The sequence below is a fragment of the Nocardia sp. NPDC127526 genome (assembly GCF_042672265.1).
Lineage (GTDB): Bacteria > Actinomycetota > Actinomycetes > Mycobacteriales > Mycobacteriaceae > Nocardia.
The window spans coordinates 160,414-179,719 of record NZ_JBHXVO010000002.1; the positions used below are offsets into that span (position 1 = coordinate 160,414).

Genomic DNA, 19,306 nt, shown 5'->3' on the forward strand with positions numbered 1-19,306 from the left:
CGGCGGCGCATCGGCCAGGTATCAGTCGGGCCGGTCGTGCCCATTCGACTCGGCGGCGATCTCCGAGATCTCGCCCGCTACCTCCCGCAATACCGTCTGTTCGGCGTCGATCGCCGACAACAGACCCGCTAGTCCCGGCGATTCGGTCACCAGTTCGTCCAGAGCGCTGCGCTTTTCGGGCATCAGCGTTCACCCCTCATGAAAATCTGTGCGCACCTGCGCACACGGCCACCCTGCAAGTGCTCGTTCTACCATCCCCCGACTCACCACGCCACCGAAGCCGACACGACGAGCCTCACGAAATGCCCGATTCCTGTGTCGATCCGATCGACGGCGAGGGCGGCCTCGCTCGCCTACGAAGCGGGTCCGACGTTCCGGGAATGGCCGTCCGGATTCGCGGGATCGATATGCCAGCTGTGAATTCGGCGCGGATGGATTCGAATGATCTCGTGGCAGAACCACTCCGGAGCCACCGGCACATCTTCGACGGTGAGAATCTCCGCCCTCCCCCGGATCTCCACCCCACGGCCCCACCCCGGCTTGACCTCGCGCGGATCATCCGGAGTGATGTCATCGACCACGAGACTGACGGACTCGTTCACCCGCACATTGCGATACCGCTGCGCATTCGGATTCGGTCCGCCGATATCGATCGTGCCGTCGGCGTTGAGCCGAAAGCCCACCGGCACCAGATTGGGGCGGCCGTCCTTGGTGACGGTCGCGAGCCGGGCCAGCCGCTGGTCGGACAAGTAGGTGCGTTCCACTTCGGAAAATGACATGAACGCCACCGTAAGAGCTCGAGTGCGGTTGAGGTCAACCTGTGAACCATTGACTCGGAGGGTGGTTGGTGCTGCGCTGGACTCATGCCCGACCACACCGCCGTCGAACTGGTCGCCCGGGCCCGGGAGGAGAACTCGGCCGCCGCGATGCCCAACCGATTCCTCGATCTGCTCGAGCACGGCCGGGTTCCGATCGCGCGGCTGTCCTGGCTCGCCGGTGAGGAGTACCGCATCGTGGACAGTGACCGCCGGAGTTTCGCGCTCCTGGCCGCACGCTACCCGGAACCACCGGCCGGGGCGTTCTTTCTGGCGCTCGCGCAGGGCGAATCGCAGGCCTTCCACCTCTTGCACGACTTCGCCGCCGCACTCGGCATGAGCGAGAAGGACCTTCGCGCCTACGAACCGCACCCGTCCGCCCAGGCGTATCCGGCCTACCTCGCGCAGCGCGCCATGTTCGGGACAGCGGCCGAGGTGGCGCTCGCCCTGCTGGCAAACTTCGAGGAATGGGGAACATACTGCGCCCGAACAGCTTCGGCCTTGCGCACCCACTACCGATGCACCGATGAGGCGGTAGCGTTCTTCAGCTTCTTCGCCGAGTCACCCGCGGATTTCCCCGAACAGGCGACCGCGGTCGTGGCGGCCGGACTCGCCTCGGGTGAATCACCCGAGGACATCGCCCGAGCCCCACGACTGCTGCACGCCTACGAAACGTCGTTCTGGGATGCCATGGCAGAGGATCTCACCTAGAACTGGACCGCCGATCCGCGCGGACCGTGATCACAATCTGCGGGCCGCCTCAGAGACGAATTCCATCGCACCACATACGGAACCGCCGCCGCCCGGACCATCCCGCTGGGGCGCACCGCCACCGGTGAACCGTTCATCCCCGCGGTAGCAGCTCACGGAGCGGCGATACTGTTCCGGCAATCCATAACGGCCGCATGAGGTCTTCAATCGCCGCTGACCGCGACGTGTAACCACGAAGCGACGCCGCTTGGTATGAGCCACAATTCGCTCGATGTCGGCGTTCAGCGCAATTCCCGCTGTTACCGTGTCGGCTCGAAGGTAGAGGAGCGCACCGACCCCGGCGAGCAGCCCGGTCGTTTCGACGCATGCGCCGGTACTGCCTTCATTGATCATGTAGGCACGCGCGCGAACAGCACGAGAGATGGTTAGCGAAATATTCGACACGACCGTGGAATTGCCGGTCGCCACGGACCTGATCCGGCCCCTGCTGATGGATCCCCGGCTCTATCCCCGGATCCTCCCCGGGGTCGGGGCGTGCGAGCCAGTGGAAATGCGTGATGACGGCCTGTCGTGGCTGATCCGTATCAGCGCCCCGGCGCCGGGGGTGCACACCCGCCGGGCGACACTCAGGCTAGCCAACTCCGGCGGATTCGAATTGCGGTGCGCCGAAACCGGAAGTGCGGTGAGCGTGCTGCTGCGCGGGCACGCGGATCGGACCCTGATCACCGTCACCTATTTTGCCGCCGGCCGCATCCATCCTTCGGTGGCGGCGCTGAGCAATGCGGCCGTGGCGGCCTGGACCACGGCCGGATTGCATCGAATGCTCGAGTTGGTCTCCGGTGCACTGCCTTCGATTGTGGTGAACAGCGAGGACACGCCGGTGCGGCGCGGTATCCGGGTGGCCGAGCAGGTGGTCTCGACCGGTGTGGTGCGCTCGTTGCGACCGATCCGGGTCCTGAAACAGATCGGCGGACTGGCGAAATGGGGATTCAATCTGGCCGGCGGCTACGCCGCTGCCGCCGCGTACACGCCGCGCCGGATCGCGGTGGTGGACGATCGCGGCACCCGCACCTTCCGCGAAATCCATGAACACAGCCGGGCCTTGGCGGGTGCGATGGCCTCGCTCGGCCTCGGTCCCGGCGACGCGGTGGGGCTGCTGGCGCGCAACCATGCCGAAACCGTCGAAATCATGGTCGCCGCGGGAAAACTCGGAGTGGACGTGGTCCTCCTGCACGCCGGGCTGTCAGCGCGCACGATCGAGGACGTCGTGCGGCGGTACCGGCTGACGACACTGTTCGTGGATCGCGAACTCGAACCGCTGGTCCGGTATCCGCACGCCGGCATCCCCCGCTACCTGACCGATCCGGGAGCGCCCGGCCGGGTAACCACCGCGGGGTTGATAGCACTGGGCCGCAAGACATTCCGCAAGCCCGCACACGCCGGAGGGTTGATCGTGCTGACTTCGGGCGCCGGCGCCGCACCGCAGGGAGCGCGGCGCCCGCATCCCAAGGGTTTCTCCACCGTGGCGGCGCTGCTGTCTCGAATCCCGTTGTGCATGAACGAAACCATGCTCATCCCTGCGCCGCTGTTCCATTCCTGGGGCCTGGCCGCATTGCAACTGAGCACGGCCCTGCGCGCCACGGTCGTGCTGGCAAGGCATTTCGATGCCGAAGACTGCTTGCGCCGGATCGCCGAACACCGGGCAACCAGTCTCATCGTCGTTCCCGCCATGCTGCAGAGCATTCTCGATCTGCCGCTCGCCGTGCGGGCCCGTTACGACACCACGAGCCTGCGGGCGGTCGCCAGTTGCGGTGCGCCGCTGGCCGCGACGACCGTGCTGCGCTTCATGGACGCCTTCGGCGACATCCTCTACAGCACTTACGGTTCCACCGAGGTACCCTGGGCCACCATCGCCGCACCCGAGGACCTGCGCGCCGCCCCCGCCACCGCGGGCCGGCCACCGCTGGGCACCGCCGTCGCCGTCCTGGGACCGGACCGGCGACCGGTCCCGATCGGCGCGATCGGACGAATACACATCAGCAATCACTCGCTCTTCGAGGACTACGCCGACAGCCCGCCCGACGAAGCCGGCGGCCTCCTCGACACCGGCGACCTCGGCTACCTCGACGCCTCCGGCCTGCTGTTCCTCTCCGGCCGCGACAACACGATGATCACCGTTGACAGCGATGACGTCTTCGCCCGTCCCGCCCCGGCGCTGAAACCACTCGCGGACCGTGCGGAGACAGGTCGATAGACCGATCCGCTCAGCGGGGCGGTTCGATGGGATCGGGCAGGCCGCAGCGTTGCAGCTCGTATTCGGGTATCCGGTCGATGCGGTAGGTGGCGAATCCCAGGGCCTGCTGGATGTTGTGCCGGAAGCGTTCGAAGGTGAGGGGCGCCCGGGTGGAGGCCAGGAGGTCTTGGGTTGCGGGGCAGGATATTGCCTGGCGTGCGCGAGTTACGGTGCGCTCGTCGATGTGCACGGGGATCCAAGGGTGGAGGTCGACCATGCCGCTGTCGGCGATCACCCAGTCGGGGTGGAGGTTCTTGTCGTGGCCGATTCGGCCGTCGGTGAGCCGATCGGTGTGTGCCGCAAGCGGATACGCCAGGCCCATCTGATCGACGACACGCACGTTCAGCGGTACGTTCATGCCGGTCATGCCGAGATTGAGGAAGAAGACGGTGTGTCCCGCGCCGCCGTCCGGTATCGGCAGCGGCGGGGGTACGACGTGCCAGACCATATAGGACGGCAGGTTCAAAAGCAGGCCGCCGTCGGGGGTTTCGGCGAGGTGACGCAGCATGGCGCGCATGCGCGGGTGGTCCAGGTAGTCCTCGGCGCGGATCGGATGGTCGTGGCCGGTGCTGAGCACGTAGTAGATCCGCTCGTCCACGATCCCGCTCCGGGCGATCCGGGTGCCGGAGTCGATGGCCGTGATGCCGGCCGCGGACAATGCCCAGCCGATGGTGGCGACGCAGACGGCCGGCACGGCGATGAAACTCGATCCTGGGCGGCGTAATCGATACGGGGAGTTCAGCACTCCGGGTTCCGATCTCCGCGTTGTGCGCAGCGGCAGCACCATGACAGGAAGTAGCAGGCAGAACAATTGCGGTAAGAGCATGCGGCCGTGCATGAAGTCGCCGCCGACATGCAGTTCGTATGCCGTGAGCAGCGCTGCGGAGCCGACTGTCTGTGCGACGACGGCGGCAGGGGTACGCAGGCTGCCCCTGAATCGGTGGATTCGGTTGCGCAGTCCGGTTTTCCGATCGGCGGAGCCGAATCGGCCGTGCGCATCCGGCCTGGCATGCCGACTCGGTACCGGCTCGATTCGTCGCTGTCGCACCGCGATTACAGCGGCGATCCCCAGCATCAGCAGTGGCAGCCACAACCAGTACGGGCCGGCCAGGTCCCACAGATAGACGAAACCCTGCTTCCACTTGGTCCCGCCCGCGTCCTTCGCCACGGCCGTATTCGGATAGGGCAGACCGTAATACCCCATCCGCCAGACCTGGTACGCGAGCGGCACCACCCCGGCCACCGCGACGATCAGCGCACGGAACAGCCATGGCCGCAACCGCGTCGACGGCGCCGGCGCGCAGAACAGCATGAGCAGCGCCGGCGCGCCGACCAGCGTCATCTCCGGCCGGATCAGCGGGGCCAGTCCGGCGCAGAAGACCAGTCCGAAAAAGCCTGCAGGACACACCTTCTCGGCTTGCGACCAGCGCAGCAGCCACCACCACAGCACCGCCAGCCAGCAGATGACCAGGCTGGACTCCAGGCCGGAGGTGGCGTAGTCACGCGCGGGCGGCAGCGCGATGTAGACCAGGGCGCCCGCCGGGAGCAGCAGCGCGGAACCCGTTCCGCCCCACAGCCGGGCCGCGCCCAGCATGGCGAACACGACCGCCAGCACCGACAGGGTCAGCGCGATGCCGAGCACCACGTACTCCAGCCGAATCCCGGTGAGCCAGCCGAAGAACCAGACGATGTAGGTCCAAGCCGTGCTGGTGTTGGCCTCGACGCGCTCACCCGCGTTGAACACCGGACCGTTGCCCGCGAGCAGGTTGCGCACCGTGCGCAGCACGATCAGGCCGTCGTCGGCGATCCAGCGGCGCTGCCACGCACCGGCCGCGAACAGTGCTCCGGTCAGCGCCATCCCAGCGAGGAACGTGGCCCGAGATAGTCGCGAGAACCGGCGTGCCGAGTCGACCACCCGCCGGCGGTCATCGCCGACCGCACTCTGCGCGGTCGGCGTCCCAATTTCACTCGCTGGTGCTGCTGCGATGGACAGCGTCATCTACCGCTCGCGCCGTGCGGTCCACAGAACGTAACCGGCCGTGACGATCAGCACCGCCGGGTAGCACACGGAATAGAGCGGCACCGTGATGTTCGACCACCACTCCGGAATATCGCGCGGCAGCATGAACAGCCCCAACCCGATCGGGTACGGCGCGTCTTCGATCGGATCCCGGGTCGGGTATTCCCACCACCAGCAGAAGCCGACCGCCAGCAGGGCAGCCGCCGGAAGCCAGCGGATCCGGCCGGCCGCCGTCGCGCCATGGTGGAGCGCCAGTACGAACAGCGGCACGAACCACACCCAGTGGTGACCCCATGCGAAGGGAGACACCGTTGCCGATGTCATTCCGGTGATCACCACCGCCAGCAGCTTCCGGTCCCGCCGATACGCGCGGGTCGCGGCGGCCAATCCCAAGGCCCCCAACGGGATCGCGAGCATCAGCCACATCCACAGGGGCGGCACGAACACCGACTGCCCCGCTTCGATATGGAGGTACCGGTTGACCTCGTAGTACCTCAGCATTTGGGCGAGAAAACCATTGGCGGACTGGTTCGCCGGTGAATCGACCGCGCCGACCCGGGCGGAGTCGACGAACTCCCTGCCCCAGTACGCCCACGAATCCGCGGGGGCGGCAACGAATCCGACCACTATGGTGGCCGCCAGCGCCGCCACGGCGATCCCGCAGGTCCGCCATTGCCGGGTGAGGGCCAGGTGGACCAGAAAGAAGGCCGGAGTCAGCTTGAGCCCCGCCGCCACGCCGACACCCACGCCTCGCACACGTGATTGCGGGCGGGTCAGGTCCCACAGGATCAGCAACACGATGAACGCGTTGATCTGACCCAGCCAAATCGTCGTTCGCACCGGCTCGAACGCAGTCGACACGACAGCGAGGAACAGCGCAAGCGTCCACATTCGCCGCGTGTTGCCGTAACCGAGGCTGCGCAGGCTGAGTCCGACAATGCCCACCAGCGCCACGAACGTCGCGAACCACCACAGCACATTCGCCGCCATCGGCGTCAGCACGGCAAGGGGCACGAAGACCACCGCGGCGAAAGGCGGATACGTGAACATCATCTCGAAGAAGACAGGACCGCCGTACAGCCCGTCCCCCGCCAATACCGCGGCTCCGCCCGCACGATAGACCCACGAGTCGACGTGATTGCTGAACAGTCCGTAGTACGGATTGCCGATCGGAATCGCGGAGACCTGCCAGCACAGCACGACCGCAGCGGCGACACCGGCGACGACCAGTAGTTTCGCCCCGATCGGGACAGCGGAGACGGCGCTGTCCGCACGCCCGGCACTGCCCCGTTCGGCCACGCTCACCACGGAATACGCCTCAACTGCCGCCTCCTCGATCGAATACGGGCATGTCGATGCGATCCGAAGCCGGCCGGTCCGCATCGACGCGACACTTCTGTTGCCCGCAGCGAACAACGGCCGTCCAACGCGACTAGCCACCCTGTAGCTGAGAGCGATGAACCGGCACACTACAGATGGCCATCGCCTCGTTCGTCATGGACACACCGATCCACGTCTTCATCGGGGAGCGAATCGTCGACAAGCAGGTGCGTGCGGCCAACTGCTGCAGCGTCCGGCCACGCCATGGCCGGCGTGGCGAGGCCGACCGTGGCCGCTTGCCGCACAGGACCGAAGTCGTCCAGAGCACCGCGTCACACCGTTGTGCTCCGCCGGTCGCCGGTTGCGCTCGGGCCGGGAGCCAGCAGGAGTTCGGGTTCGAGGCAGCTGCGGCGGGTGATGAGCGCGGCCGCGCCGCGGGCGACCGCGGCGCGGCCCAGCGGTGAGACGGTGAGCGTGACCGGGCGGCGGGCGGCGGCGAGGACTCCGATACCGAGTTCGGCGCGGACGCCGGGGGCGAGGTCGTCGAAAAGGCTTGCGTAACAGCCGCCCAGCACGACGGTCGCGACATCGCAGACATTGATCAAGGACGCGAGTGCGGTGCCCAACGCCGAACCGGCGCAATTGACGGCGGCGCGGCTGTGCGTATCGCCCCGGCGCAGGGCGCGGCAGAGCGCGTCGAGTCCCGGCGCGCCCGCGGCGGCGAGGATCGCCCGCAACCCCGCGTATTGCTCGACGCAACCCTGGCCGCCGCAGGCGCAGTGCCGACCGCCGCGCTCGATGACGACGTGCCCGAGTTCACCGGCGAACCCGCCGCGCCCGCGAAACAGGGATCCGCCCAGCACGATTCCGGCGCCGATGCCGACATCGCCGGAGACATAGACGAAGTCGTCCCCGGCCAGGCGGTGCGGCCACAGGTGTGCGAGGGCGGCGAGATTGGCCTCGTTGTCCACCGCCACCGCCGGCTCCCCGAGCGCGGCGGCCAGGCGGTCACCGATGCGAACATCGGTGAGACCGGGCACATTGGGCGCGTGCACGACCGTCCCCTCGCGCACGATGCCGGGCACGGCCAGCCCGATTCCCAGAAGTGCCACACCCGATTCGGTGATCGTGGTGCGGACGAGGTCGGCGAGCCGGTCGATCAGATCATCGGCGTCGCGGTGCCGATTGTCGAGGTCGATGTGCCGTTCGGCCACGGTGGTGCCGTCGAGTCGTTGCACGGTGACGCCGAGGTGGCGCACATTGATCTCCGCGCCGACCGCCACGGGGGCCTCCTCCGCGAACCGCAACGGCCGCGACGGCCGCCCGCGCCCGGTGTTCACGACCGGGTCCTCGGTCAGAATCCGTTGCCGCAGCAGCGGTTCCACCAAGCTCGTGACCGTGGCCTTGGTCAGGCCGGTGCGCGTGGCGAGGTCGGCTCGCGAGGCCGGTCCGTCGAGCACGGCCCGCAGCAGCGCCTGCAGATTTCCGGTGCGCACCTGCCGCAGGTGAACCGGGCCCGGCGGACTCATCGCTCGAGATACTTCGACCGGGCGGTCCGGTAACGTTCCCGCACCGCGTCCGCCGCCGGAGCCTCGTAGCGCCGCACCGGGGGTGCCGATTCGGGCCATGCGGGCGCCTCGGCACCGCCGCGCAGCGCCCACGCGGCCTGCCGGGCCGCGCCGTCGGCGACGTATTCGCCGGGCTCGGGCACCAGCACCGGCACACCGAACACCGTGGGCGCGATCTCCCGCACCGCCTCGAGCGCGGCCGCACCACCGGTCAACCGCACCGCGCTGATCGAAACACCCTGGGCGGTCAAGGCTTCCAGCCCGGCGACGATCCCGCACAGCACGCCCTCCACGGCGGCGCGGGCGATATTGGCCGGTGTCGCGGTGGCGGTGGTGAGGCCGTGCAGCGCCCCGGTCGCGGTGGGCAGGTTGGGAGTTCGCTCCCCATCGAAGTACGGAACCAGCACGACACCGTTCGCCCCGGGCGCCGCCGACAGCGCCAGCTCGCTCAATCTCGACAGTCCGCCACCGAGCACACCGGCGACGGTGTCCAGCACGCGGGCGGCATTGAGGGTGCACACCAGCGGCAGATGGCCGTGCGCGGCATCGGCGAAACCGGCGACGATCCCGGTCGGGTCGGCCGGGCGCAGGGCCGAGCTCGCCGACACCACACCCGAGGTGCCCAGCGATACCACCACATCGGCGCCCGCGGCCAGTCCCAGCCGGGCGGCCGCGTTGTCGCCCGCACCGGCGGCCAGTCGCGGCCCGGCCGCCGAGCTGGTCGATTCCCTCGGCCCGAGCACCCTCGGAAGGATCAGATCACCACGGCCGCACGCCAATTCGAGCAGATCACGGCAGTACTCGCCGGTGCGGGAATCGAAATAGCCGGTTCCCGAGGCGTCGGACCGGTCGGTGGTCAGCTCTGCTGTCCCGCCGCCGCGCAAGCGCCAGGTGAGCCAGTCGTGCGGTAGGCAGACCGCCGCGGTGCGCGCGAGGTTGCCGGGCTCGTGCTCGGCCAGCCAGCGCAGTTTGGTGACGGTGAACGAGGCCGCCGGGACCGACCCGGTGCGCTGCGCCCAGACCGGCGCGCCGAGTTCGGCGACCAGGTCCCGCGCCGCATCGGCCGAGCGGGTGTCGTTCCACAGCAACGCGTCTCGCACCACGTCACCCGATTCATCCAGGCACACCAGCCCGTGCTGCTGCCCGGCCACGCTGATCGCCGCGACATCGTCGAGACCGCCGGCGTCGGCGAAGGCCGCGAGCAGCCCGGACCACCAGACTTCCGGATGCACCTCGGTGCCGGGTGGATGCGCCGCCCGGCCGGACCGCACCAGCCGCCCGGTCTCGGCCTCGCGGATGACGACCTTGCACGACTGGGTCGAGGAATCGACCCCCGCGACCAGCGTCATCCGCCTCACCGTGCGCCGAGCAGGTGTTCCAGCGCCAGCTGGTTCAGTCGGACGAACCCGTATCCGCGTGCACCGGCGGCGTCCGGATCGAAATCCGCGTCGGGTTCCGCCAGCAGATCCGCGTACCCCTCCCCAGCGGCCAGCGTCGGGGTGCGCAGGTCACCGACCCCTGCCGCCGACAACGCCTGCCGCACTTCCGGATCCGCGCGGAAGGCCCGGGCGCGCTCCTTCAACAGCAGATATGTGCGCATATTCGCGGCTGCCGAATCCCACACGCCCGCAATGTCTTCGGTCCGTGAGGGCTTGTAATCGAAGTGCCGCGGGCCGTCGTAGGCGGGCGCCCCGTCCGGGCCGCCGTTCTCCAGCAGGTCGACCAGGCCGAACGCGTTCATCAGATCGCCGTGCCCGAACACCAGGTCCTGGTCGTATTTGACGCCACGCTGGCCGTTCAGGTCGATGTGGAACAACTTGCCCTGCCACAGCGCCTGCGCGATCCCGTGCGCGAAGTTCAATCCCGCCATCTGCTCGTGTCCCACTTCGGGATTGACCCCGACCAGCTCCGGATGCTCGAGCGTGGTGATGAACGCCAGCGCGTGCCCGACGGTCGGCAGCAGGATGTCCCCGCGCGGCTCGTTGGGTTTGGGCTCGAGCGCGAAGCGCACCTCGTACCCGCGATCGCGCACGAATTCGGTGAGCACGTTCAGGCTTTCGCGGTAGCGGTCCAGCGCCGCGCGCACATCCTTGGCGCTGTCGTACTCCGCACCCTCGCGCCCGCCCCACAGCACATAGGTCCGCGCACCCAACTCGGCCGCCAACTCCACATTGCGCAGCACCTTCCGCAGCGCGAACCGGCGCACCCCCCGGTCGTTGCTGGTGAACCCGCCGTCCTTGAACACCGGATGGGTGAACAGGTTGGTGGTGACCATCGGCACCACCATTCCGGTCTCGGCCAGCGCCTTGCGCAACCGCTCGATCCGCTGCTGCCGTTCGGCGGCGGACGCCCCGAACGGGAACAGATCATCGTCGTGGAAGCTCACACCGTAGGCGCCCAGCTCCGCGAGCCGATGCACGGCCTCGACCGCATCCAGCTCGGACCGGGTGGCATCCCCGAACGGGTCTCTCCCCTGCCATCCCACCGTCCACAAACCGAACGAGAACTTGTCCATAGGAGTCGGCGTCGACATATCCATTCCTTCACTTTGTTCAGACATTGAACTAAGTGCGGCCGAGCCTACTGACGACACGCACGGTCTGCCGGGAGAACCGCCGAATACACTGTCGTGCAGCGGCATTCGGTCCGGTCGGTGATGCGGGCGAGGAACATGCCCGCCAGGGTGACGATGAACGGCTGAATCTCGAAGTACCCGAAATATCGGTAACGCCGCGTAGGTCGGATTCGCTGTTCTCGACAATTTCCGCTGCGGCATGAAGCTGGGGACGTCACCCGAGCAGTTGATGGGCCGACAACCACACGGTCGCCGGGTTGAGGTGGTCGGGGTACAGGGAGAGCATCGTTTCGTAAAACTCGGTGGGGCCGGGTTTGTCGGCCAGCAGGCGCTGTGCGTCGAGCAGGTATCGACGCGTGTGATCGAGGATTGCGGGGGTGTCGGGGAGTTCCTTGTTCTTGTGGCCGGCCACGACAGCGCGTGGCTGCAGCGCCGCGACGGTATCGATTGCGCGCAGCCAGGATTCGAGTCCGCCGTGCGCGGCTTCGGCGAGCATTTGGTGAACTCCGTTATAGGCCACGTCGCCCGCGACGATCAGGCCGATGGAGGGGACGTGTAGCACTGTCGTCGCGTCTCCGTCGGTGTGTCCCACCTCGATGGCGTGCAGCCGTTGCCCTTCCAGTTCCATGCCGTCGGCGGGTATCGGCCGGGCGATGACCGGGGTGTCGGGTAGCTGGCCCGGAAACAGTTTGTCCCAGAATTGCTCACGCGATGCACCTGCCTGTTCGTGCATGATCTCGATGGTGCCCTCGGTCGCGTATACCGCGGTGCCGGGGAATCGATGCGCCAGTGCCGGTGCGCCGAACCAGTGGTCGCCGTGCCCGTGGGTGATGTAGATCGCGGTCAAGCGTTTTCCGGATTTCTCGATCCAATCGCCGGTGTGCTGGATCTGGTCCAGGGTGAAGGGTGGATCGACCAGCACCGCGTCGCGTTTTCCGCTGATCAGGGTTGTTGCCATTGGCGACCAGACTCTGGGGAAGCCGACCGGTAGTGGCCCGCCCACGATCGGGGTGAAGTCGGAGACGAAGGTGTCGTAGCGGAGCGGAGTAGGTGCAGAGGCGTTCATTGGCATCTCCTTGCTCGAAGGATTCGCTATACAATGAATAGTAGCCATGGTTTTGTTAGTTTGCTACATGTGTGCCGTCTCACCGTCGAATCGAACCGATACGTGGCGGGCGGCCGAACCTCGAACTCGCGGGAAGGACCCTCTCGGTGACCGTGACCAATACCGGCAGCGGTGAACCCCCAACGCCGGCGATCGATGCCCACTGCCCCTACTACGCGGCGGCCATGGACCTGTTGAGCCGACGTTGGGCCGGTGCGGTACTGCGCGCGCTGATCACCGGCAGTATGCGTTTCCGCGATCTGGCCGCCACTATTCCCGGCATCACCGACCGGATGCTCTCGCAACGACTCAAAGACCTGGAAGCCGCCGGACTCGTCGACCGCATCGTCCATCCCAGCACACCGGTGCAGATCGAATACCGGCTCACCGACAAGGGACTCGCCCTCGGCGGTGTGCTCCTACACCTCAACCAGTGGGCGCTGGAATGGATCACGCTGCCGGACAAGCAATCCGGCGATCCCGACCGATGACTTGATGGAGCCGCGAAACTCAGCGGGAACGTGAGCTGGTGGATTCGCTCGGCGGGCTGCTGGCCATCCTGCGGACGGCCGACCCGGTGCTGTCGAGCAGCATCCGATGGCTGAGCCCCTTATCGAAGGTGCCGATCACCGCGCACCACAGCGGCGTGACCGCTCGGGGAATCACCGCGATCAGCGGGCCGGTGAGGTGTTCGCGGTTGACGAGCCGGACTCGGCCGTCCGGCAGCGGAACCAGGGTCAGGCCGTGGGTCACGTCGAAGAGGCGGCCGACGCGTCCGCCCCAGGCCAGTTCCCGGCCGGGGTCGACCACGCGGATGCGGCCGAACGGGATCGGGAAGAGCGGGCCGAACCAGAGCCGCGCGCCCGGGGTCAGGCTGGAGCGGAAGCGAAACGGGTAGATATTCCATCGATGCCACCGCTGCATATCCGCCATGACCTCCCAGACCTGTTCTGCGGGTGCGTCGATCACGGTCTCGGTGGTGAAGGTGCGGGTGGGCGTCATCGGTGTCTCCTGATCGGTTCGGGGTGCGGTCGGGCCGTGCGTGCGGCGGCGCGTCGGGCGCCGCGGTGAGCGAGGGCCGACCACAGCGGCGCGGCCGCACCGCCCTGCCAGGCATCGGGTTCGAATCGGATGCCGAAACTGTTGAGCGCCATGCAGAGCATTTCGTAATTGCCGGTGAGCAGGCATATTTCGGCGATCTGACGGGTGTCGAACGCGGCGGTGAGCGATTTCCAGGTCGTATCCGAAAGGCTGCGCCGCTCGTGCAGTTCGTCGACGGCGGTGAGCGCCAGGATTTCGGTGTCGGACCACCCGGCTGCGGACGGCCCATCGGGAATGCGTGCGATGTCCGACTCGCTCAGTCCGATGAAGCGCGCGGCGCGACCGTGGTGACCCCAGTGGTATTCGGAACCGACATTCCAGGTGGCGCGCAGGGTGATCAGCTCGCCGAGTTCCCGCCCGAGGCGTAGCGGACCGAGGCTGACCAGGAAGGGGGCCACACTCCAGAACAACTCCGGACTGCGCGAGAACATCTCCACGCCGTCCACGGCTCCCCCGCCGTTCAGCAGTCCGACGCCCTTGGAGAAAAGCCAGGTGCGAACGCCGATATCGGAGCGGCCGGGTGGCGGCAGCCTGGGCGCGTCGGGCAACAGCCAGCCCGGTGCGTCGAGGCTGCGCCCGGTCCGCAGCGGGGTGACGGTCGCGGTGTCGTCCAGTGTGCGATCGAAGCTGTTGCACAGCATGGCGATCAGATCTATGTGCCCGACCAGGAAACAGAGTTCGACGCGCTGCGCCGCGTCGAGGTCCAGCGCCGCCCACCGGGCATCGCCGAGATACCGGTCACGGTGCAATTCCTCGACGGACTCGAGCAGCACACGGCGGCGTCCGCTCCGCGTGAGCTGCTCCGGATCCCTATCCTCCCAGTGCCCGCGCAGCGCAGCGCATCCCGCCAGCCGGGCGGTGTGGTGTGCGACGGCGCGGCAGTCCTCGGGTGTGAGCGCGGAGTAGCGGAATCGGCGCAGCAGCCGGCCGGTGCCTCGCCCGAACGGGCCGGTGTCGCCGATGACATCACCTGTGCGCCAGGAGTTCCCGGTCATCGCTCACCCCTTTCGGTCTGCCCGGAGCCGTGCTGTAGGAGTAGTCGTTCAAGTCGAATCTGCGGGCATCCCACCAGGCCTCCACCGCCAGCCCGGGCCGCAGGAACGGCGCGTCGCCGTGGCGGTCGAAGAAATAGCTGTTGGCATTGCCGCAGTCGTGGTTGAAGAACACGGTCCCGCGCTGACGCCGCTGCACCTGTTCGAAGTAGCGGCGATGGGCCTCCGGCCGGACTTCGACGCGGGAACTGCCGCGGCGCTGGGCCTCCCGCAGGACGCGCACGGCATGGCGGGCCTGATTCTCCACCAGCTGGAACCAGGAGCCGCCGGTCAGCGCGTACGGCCCGAGCATAAGAAAGGCATTGGGGAAGCCCGGCACCGAAGCGCCGAGATATGCCTGGTAGCGCTGCTCGTCCCAGTACCGGCCCAGTTCCACGCCGTCGCGACCGTACACGGGGAACGGTGGCGTATTGCCGATCTCGAAGACTTTGAAACCGGTCGCGAGAATCAGCACGTCGATCTTGTGCAGTCGGCCATCCGTGGTGCGAATGCCCGTGCGGGTGACCCTCGCGATCGGATCGGTCACCAGGCCCACATTGTCCCGGGTGAACGTGCGCCAGTAGTCATTGGAGTAGGTGGGCCGCTTGCACCAGAAGCCGTAGCGCGGCGTCAGCCGCTCGCGCAGTGCGGGATCGGGCACCTGCCGTTTCAGATGCGCGAGGCAGATCCGTTCCACGGCGTGATTGGCCCAGGGAATCCGCTTGTAGTACAGCCGGATTCCCACCATGACGGTTTCGGTGACCGAGGCCTGCAGATAGCGCATGGCTCGCTGCGCGGCCGGCAGACGCCGGTAGACGGCCTGCTCCGTGCCGGAGATGGCGCGGTCGGGTTTGGGGACGCACCAGATGGGCGTGCGCTGGAAGACGGTCAACCGCCGCACCTCCGGTGCGATGGCCGGGACGACCTGGACGGCCGTGGCCCCCGTGCCGATCACCGCCACCCGCTTACCGGTCAGATTCACCGAGTGATCCCACCGGGCGGTGTGCATGGTGACGCCGCCGAATCCGGCGAGCCCCGCGATATCGGGGGCCTTGGGCTGGGTGAGCCCACCGGTCGCGCCGATGAGAAAACGGGCGGTCGTCTCGGCACGCTCTCCGGTATCGGTGTGCTCGATGGTGAGCCGCCACAGATCGCCCGCCTCCTCGAAGCGGGCCTCGTGCACCCTGGTGCGCAGCCGGATATGCGGCAGCACTTCGTATTTCGCGGCACAGTGTGCGGCGTACGCCTGCAATTCCGCGCCGGGCGCATAGGTGCGCGACCAGTTCGGGTTCAGTTCGAAGGAGAACGAGTACACCGCGGACGCAATGTCGACCGCGACCCCCGGGTAGCTGTTATCGCGCCATGTCCCGCCCAGATCGTCGGCCTGCTCGAGGATGACGAAGTCGTGGATCCCGTTGCGCTTCAGTTCGATTCCCGCGCCGATGCCACTGAATCCGGCCCCCACCACCACGACGTCGTGCTCGGGTGCGATCACGCCGTCACCGCCGGCGCGGTATCCCGGGCGCTTGCCGCCGCGGCGTGGCAGGAGCGTACGAAGCTCGCGATCTCCGGCGTCAGACGGCGCGGAGCCGAACGCAATTCGAGCCACGTGCGCGCCCGGACGAGCCGGGCGTCGGGGGCCTCCGCCGCCAGGGCACGCGCGTCGGCGGGCCGGTGGATGGGATCGAAATACCGGTACCCGATCACCAGCACGGGCGGTCGCAGTCGCTCCCGAATATCCTTGGGCTGCTTGAATCCCGTGTAGATCATGCCCTGCACGACGGCCGCGGAGGCGCGCGGATCCTGCGCCAGCCAGTCGAGGGTCAGATCGGTCACCAGCCCGAAGCCGCGCGGGAGCCGCCCCGCGCCCCGGGCGATCAGCCGGGCCAGCGGGCGGCCGTAGGTGAGGCCCGCCAGGACCGCTCCCGCGCAGGCGGTCGCGCACAGGATGGAGCGATCCAGCACCGGACCCTCGACGACGATGCCGTGCAACCGATCCGGTGCGTGCGCGGCCAGCGCCAGTGTCATCGCCGATCCCGCGGAGGTGCCGTGGACGACGGCGCGGTCGACCGCCAGCTCGTCCAGCAGCGCGACGATCTGCTCGGCGAAGCCGCGCATCGAATAGCTGGAATTGCCGGTGGGACGGTCGGATTCACCGGTGCCCAGGGGGTCGAGGGTCGCTACCCGCAGTCCGGCGGCGGCCAGTTCGTCCGCCAGCGGCTCCTGCATCCGGCGGCTCATAAGCAGCCCCGGGACCAGGACCACCGTGTCGGGGCCGGCGCCCCGCACGTCGTAGGCCAAGCGGTGGCCGCCGGCGTCGAACCACCGTGTGCGCGGAGGTGTCATGGTTGCTCCTCGTCGAGCGAATCCGGCCCGTCGGCGGGGCGGGGATGAAGTTGACACTGTTGTATCCAGAGTCTGGCGGGTCGCCGCGGGCACTGTCAACGCCGGCCCGACGCTGGCGCTCAACGTCAATCATGTGGCGGCCGGTGCCCTGTCCGGTCGTCCCGCCCGATCCCTAGCGTCACCGATGACGGACCGGACGACGCCCCCGGCCGCGGGGAGAGTACCGGGCGCACAGCGCGATTCGCCGCACCGGCGACCGCGACCGGCGTTCCAGGGAGGACACCATGCAGCTCGAACCCGACGTCGCCATACCCACCGGCGATCGACCGGCCCGGCCGTCGAGACGCCTGGCCGAGGTCCGTGCGGCGGAGGCCGGCACATGAGGCCCGAACCGACCGGGCTGGGCTGGGCCCGCCCGCGCCACCGCGTCCGGCCGAATCTGTCCTGGCGCTGGTTTCCGCCCAATACCGAGATCGCCGTTCCCGCGGCGCATCACCTCGGCCTGTTCCTGCCGTGGGGCAGCCTCATCACCGGCGCCCACGCCACCGGGCTGACGCGCCTTCCGCTGCGCGACTGGGAACTGGTCGCGCTCCGCGCCAGTTTCGCCAGCGGCGGCTGGTCGGAATGGCAGAACCATGTCCTGTTCGCCAGGTTGCTGCGACGCGGCGACGCCTACCTGTCCGGCATCATCGAGGGCCCGGGCGCGGCCCACTGGGACGAGCGGTCGGCGGCCGTCCTGACGGCGGTGGACGAATTGCACGACTCCGCAGCGCTTTCCGACGTCACGCGGGCTCGATTGGGACGACACCTCACCGAGCGCCAGTGCGACGAACTACGCCTGATCACCGGCATCTACGAACTCATCGCCCTGGTGTTCGGCACGTTCGCACCACCGGGCGAATTGATCAACTTCGAGCCGCACGCGATACGAGCGCTCGCCACCGCCCATGGTGCACGCCGTCCGCGTCCCGACAAACCGCTCGCCCCGCCGGTGCCGCACATCGAAGCGGCGGTGCCGTCCTCGGGCCCGGCATGGCTGCCCCGCGATCCTTCCGTCCTCGCCGCGCTGGCGCGCACGCATCGGCGGTTCGCCCGGCTGCTCGCGGCCCGCGCGTTCCATGGACGACGTTTTCGCCTGTCCGACACCGATATCGCGCTCATCGTGGCGCGCACGGTGTGGCGGTGCGGCCCGATCGGTGAATGGCACGCGCGCTGCGCGGTCGACGCCGAAGCCGCCGCCCTCGCCGCCGGCACCCCGGGCGCACCGGGCCCGGAGCCGAGACGAGCGGCCCTGCTGCGGGCGGTCGACGAACTCGATACCGAGTTCTACCTCAGCGACGACACCTGGGCCGCGCTCACCGGCGAACACGGTTACGACATCCCGCAACTGCTCGAAATGTGCCTGCTGGTAGGCCATTACCGCGCGTTCGGCATGCTGCTCGCGCCCTGAGCGCCCGCCGACGCGGCGAAAGTGCCGCTTCTCATTCAGATACAACAGTGTAATATTCTTCTATCGCTCAATGAGGAGTACCGATGGAACCTCCCACTCGGACCCTGCGCGTCGGCGCGGGCCGCATCACCTATGACGAACGCGGACAAGGGGATCGCAGCGTCGTCCTGCTGCCCGGACTGTTCATGCCGCGCCGGATGCACGACCGACTCGCGATCGCGCTGGCGGCCAATGGATTACACGTCGTGTCGATGGAACCGCTCGGCTTCGGCGAGGCCGACCGGCCCGCGGGGTACTGGCACTACACGATGGCGTCCTATGCCCGCCAGGTGATCGCCCTGCTCGATGCGCTGGGGCTGGAGAACACCGTGTTGCTGGGCACTTCCGCGGGGGCGAATATCGCGCTGGCGACCGCCGTGCACGCCCCGGCGCGGGTGCGCGGACTGGTCGTCGAGTCGCCGGTGCTCGAACACGCCATGCCCGCCTGCGCCGCGCTGGCGGTGCCTGGCTTGCTGCTGGGCACCTACGGTGCGCCCATCGTGCGCGGCCCCGCGACGCTGGCGAGGCGGCTGCCGCGCACACGCGGCGGCATTCCCGATCTGCTGCTGACCTGGGTGGCCCAGGATCCCCGGCGATCGGCGGAAGCCTTGCAGGGCATCATCTCCGGCGGTGCGCTGGTGCCGCGCGACGAGCGTCGCGGGATCGAGGCCCGCACGCTCGTCATCGGGCACCGGTTCGATCCGGTGCATCCGATCGCCGACGACCGGGCGCTGGCCGCCGATGTCCGCCGCGGACGTTTCCTCGCGTCCCGGTCGATCCTCGAACTACGCCGCGCGCCGGACCGTCTGGCGCCGGCCATCACCCGCTTCATCACCGACTGCTGGGACATCCCCGCCGCCGCACGCCCGGCCGCGGCCCCCGCGGTACCCGTTTCCCGGTGACGGGTCTCCGTCACCGCCATCGAAGGTCGA

At 68.3% G+C, this 19,306-nt stretch carries 18 protein-coding genes; 5 read left to right on the forward strand and 13 right to left on the reverse strand.

The features are described from left to right. Positions 1-21 precede the first annotated feature (21 nt). Together ACFVIV_RS03840 and ACFVIV_RS03845 are read right to left on the reverse strand one after the other, a co-directional pair. Positions 22-183, reverse strand: a complete 162-nt coding sequence (locus ACFVIV_RS03840; RefSeq protein WP_379193257.1) for a hypothetical protein — start codon at positions 181-183, stop codon at positions 22-24. Between the two features lie 170 nt (positions 184-353). Beyond that, on the reverse strand, positions 354-779 hold the full coding sequence (locus tag ACFVIV_RS03845; RefSeq protein WP_379193258.1) for a PPOX class F420-dependent oxidoreductase: 426 nt from the start codon (positions 777-779) through the stop codon (positions 354-356). A gap of 84 nt (positions 780-863) precedes the next feature. Between ACFVIV_RS03845 and ACFVIV_RS03850 the strand changes: the two genes are divergently transcribed. After that, entirely contained in the window at positions 864-1,526 is a 663-nt protein-coding gene (locus ACFVIV_RS03850; protein ID WP_379193259.1) for a hypothetical protein, read from the forward strand. Between the two features lie 30 nt (positions 1,527-1,556). Here the strand turns inward: ACFVIV_RS03850 and ACFVIV_RS03855 are convergent, their stop codons facing one another. Further along, positions 1,557-1,994 (reverse strand): hypothetical protein, encoded by a 438-nt coding sequence (locus tag ACFVIV_RS03855; RefSeq protein ID WP_379193260.1) that lies wholly within the window; start codon positions 1,992-1,994, stop codon positions 1,557-1,559. Between the two features lie 82 nt (positions 1,995-2,076). On the opposite strand from ACFVIV_RS03855, the gene ACFVIV_RS03860 reads away from it, so the two are divergent. Beyond that, entirely contained in the window at positions 2,077-3,780 is a 1,704-nt protein-coding gene (locus ACFVIV_RS03860) for an AMP-binding protein (RefSeq protein WP_379193261.1), read from the forward strand. Positions 3,781-3,790: 10 nt separating this feature from the next. Here ACFVIV_RS03860 and zomB read toward each other — a convergent pair whose 3' ends face one another. The 6 genes from zomB to ACFVIV_RS03890 form a co-directional block, all read right to left on the reverse strand. Then, positions 3,791-5,677, reverse strand: coding sequence for a flagellar motor control protein ZomB (gene zomB, locus ACFVIV_RS03865; protein ID WP_379193262.1), 1,887 nt, complete (start codon positions 5,675-5,677; stop codon positions 3,791-3,793). 141 nt (positions 5,678-5,818) lie between these two features. Next, the gene (locus tag ACFVIV_RS03870) at positions 5,819-7,138 is read right to left on the reverse strand and encodes a glycosyltransferase 87 family protein (RefSeq protein ID WP_379193263.1); all 1,320 of its coding nucleotides are present in this window, start codon (positions 7,136-7,138) and stop codon (positions 5,819-5,821) included. 353 nt (positions 7,139-7,491) lie between these two features. Then, positions 7,492-8,688, reverse strand: a complete 1,197-nt coding sequence (locus tag ACFVIV_RS03875) for an ROK family protein (protein WP_379193264.1) — start codon at positions 8,686-8,688, stop codon at positions 7,492-7,494. Next, positions 8,685-10,076 carry a xylulokinase gene (locus ACFVIV_RS03880; RefSeq protein WP_379193265.1) on the reverse strand — a complete coding sequence of 464 codons (1,392 nt, stop codon included), beginning with the start codon at positions 10,074-10,076 and terminating at the stop codon, positions 8,685-8,687. Before ACFVIV_RS03880 ends, ACFVIV_RS03875 begins: the two co-directional genes overlap by 4 nt. A gap of 5 nt (positions 10,077-10,081) precedes the next feature. Continuing rightward, the gene (gene xylA, locus ACFVIV_RS03885; RefSeq protein ID WP_379193266.1) at positions 10,082-11,260 is read right to left on the reverse strand and encodes a xylose isomerase; all 1,179 of its coding nucleotides are present in this window, start codon (positions 11,258-11,260) and stop codon (positions 10,082-10,084) included. Between the two features lie 256 nt (positions 11,261-11,516). Next, positions 11,517-12,416, reverse strand: a complete 900-nt coding sequence (locus ACFVIV_RS03890; protein WP_379193267.1) for an MBL fold metallo-hydrolase — start codon at positions 12,414-12,416, stop codon at positions 11,517-11,519. Between the two features lie 98 nt (positions 12,417-12,514). Here ACFVIV_RS03890 and ACFVIV_RS03895 point away from each other — a divergent pair, with 98 nt between their 5' ends. Then, positions 12,515-12,898 (forward strand): winged helix-turn-helix transcriptional regulator, encoded by a 384-nt coding sequence (locus ACFVIV_RS03895; protein WP_379193268.1) that lies wholly within the window; start codon positions 12,515-12,517, stop codon positions 12,896-12,898. A gap of 19 nt (positions 12,899-12,917) precedes the next feature. On the opposite strand, the gene ACFVIV_RS03900 is transcribed toward ACFVIV_RS03895, so the two are convergent. The 4 genes from ACFVIV_RS03900 to ACFVIV_RS03915 are packed head-to-tail and all read right to left on the reverse strand — an operon-like array spanning position 12,918 to position 16,885. Next, positions 12,918-13,409 carry an SRPBCC family protein gene (locus tag ACFVIV_RS03900; protein ID WP_379193269.1) on the reverse strand — a complete coding sequence of 164 codons (492 nt, stop codon included), beginning with the start codon at positions 13,407-13,409 and terminating at the stop codon, positions 12,918-12,920. Then, positions 13,406-14,503 carry a carboxymuconolactone decarboxylase family protein gene (locus ACFVIV_RS03905; protein ID WP_379193270.1) on the reverse strand — a complete coding sequence of 366 codons (1,098 nt, stop codon included), beginning with the start codon at positions 14,501-14,503 and terminating at the stop codon, positions 13,406-13,408. The genes ACFVIV_RS03900 and ACFVIV_RS03905 overlap by 4 nt, the downstream gene beginning before the upstream one ends. Continuing rightward, positions 14,475-16,031: a flavin-containing monooxygenase gene (locus tag ACFVIV_RS03910; RefSeq protein ID WP_379193682.1), complete on the reverse strand. Its 1,557-nt coding sequence runs from the start codon at positions 16,029-16,031 to the stop codon at positions 14,475-14,477. The genes ACFVIV_RS03905 and ACFVIV_RS03910 overlap by 29 nt, the downstream gene beginning before the upstream one ends. Next, positions 16,031-16,885, reverse strand: coding sequence for an alpha/beta fold hydrolase (locus tag ACFVIV_RS03915; protein WP_379193271.1), 855 nt, complete (start codon positions 16,883-16,885; stop codon positions 16,031-16,033). Before ACFVIV_RS03915 ends, ACFVIV_RS03910 begins: the two co-directional genes overlap by 1 nt. Before the next feature lie 379 nt (positions 16,886-17,264). On the opposite strand from ACFVIV_RS03915, the gene ACFVIV_RS03920 reads away from it, so the two are divergent. Both ACFVIV_RS03920 and ACFVIV_RS03925 read left to right on the forward strand, forming a co-directional pair. Next, a complete protein-coding gene (locus ACFVIV_RS03920; protein ID WP_379193272.1) occupies positions 17,265-18,335 on the forward strand; it encodes a hypothetical protein in 1,071 nt (356 codons plus the stop codon). Positions 18,336-18,418: 83 nt separating this feature from the next. Continuing rightward, positions 18,419-19,276, forward strand: coding sequence for an alpha/beta fold hydrolase (locus ACFVIV_RS03925; RefSeq protein WP_379193273.1), 858 nt, complete (start codon positions 18,419-18,421; stop codon positions 19,274-19,276). The last annotated feature ends 30 nt before the right edge of the window (positions 19,277-19,306 follow it).

Excerpts from the sequence above, each read along its gene's own strand:
- ACFVIV_RS03890 (WP_379193267.1), bottom strand. The coding sequence starts at position 12,416 with ATGGCTACTATTCATTGTATAGCGAATCCTTCGAGCAAGGAGATGCCA.
- ACFVIV_RS03860 (WP_379193261.1), top strand. The coding sequence starts at position 2,077 with ATGCGTGATGACGGCCTGTCGTGGCTGATCCGTATCAGCGCCCCGGCG.
- ACFVIV_RS03920 (WP_379193272.1), top strand. The coding sequence starts at position 17,265 with ATGAGGCCCGAACCGACCGGGCTGGGCTGGGCCCGCCCGCGCCACCGC.
- ACFVIV_RS03905 (WP_379193270.1), bottom strand. The coding sequence starts at position 14,503 with ATGACCGGGAACTCCTGGCGCACAGGTGATGTCATCGGCGACACCGGC.
- ACFVIV_RS03850 (WP_379193259.1), top strand. The coding sequence starts at position 864 with ATGCCCGACCACACCGCCGTCGAACTGGTCGCCCGGGCCCGGGAGGAG.
- ACFVIV_RS03840 (WP_379193257.1), bottom strand. The coding sequence starts at position 183 with ATGCCCGAAAAGCGCAGCGCTCTGGACGAACTGGTGACCGAATCGCCG.
- xylA (WP_379193266.1), bottom strand. The coding sequence starts at position 11,260 with ATGTCGACGCCGACTCCTATGGACAAGTTCTCGTTCGGTTTGTGGACG.
- ACFVIV_RS03900 (WP_379193269.1), bottom strand. The coding sequence starts at position 13,409 with ATGACGCCCACCCGCACCTTCACCACCGAGACCGTGATCGACGCACCC.
- ACFVIV_RS03915 (WP_379193271.1), bottom strand. The coding sequence starts at position 16,885 with ATGACACCTCCGCGCACACGGTGGTTCGACGCCGGCGGCCACCGCTTG.
- ACFVIV_RS03875 (WP_379193264.1), bottom strand. The coding sequence starts at position 8,688 with ATGAGTCCGCCGGGCCCGGTTCACCTGCGGCAGGTGCGCACCGGAAAT.
- ACFVIV_RS03845 (WP_379193258.1), bottom strand. The coding sequence starts at position 779 with ATGTCATTTTCCGAAGTGGAACGCACCTACTTGTCCGACCAGCGGCTG.
- ACFVIV_RS03880 (WP_379193265.1), bottom strand. The coding sequence starts at position 10,076 with ATGACGCTGGTCGCGGGGGTCGATTCCTCGACCCAGTCGTGCAAGGTC.
- ACFVIV_RS03925 (WP_379193273.1), top strand. The coding sequence starts at position 18,419 with ATGGAACCTCCCACTCGGACCCTGCGCGTCGGCGCGGGCCGCATCACC.
- zomB (WP_379193262.1), bottom strand. The coding sequence starts at position 5,677 with ATGGCGCTGACCGGAGCACTGTTCGCGGCCGGTGCGTGGCAGCGCCGC.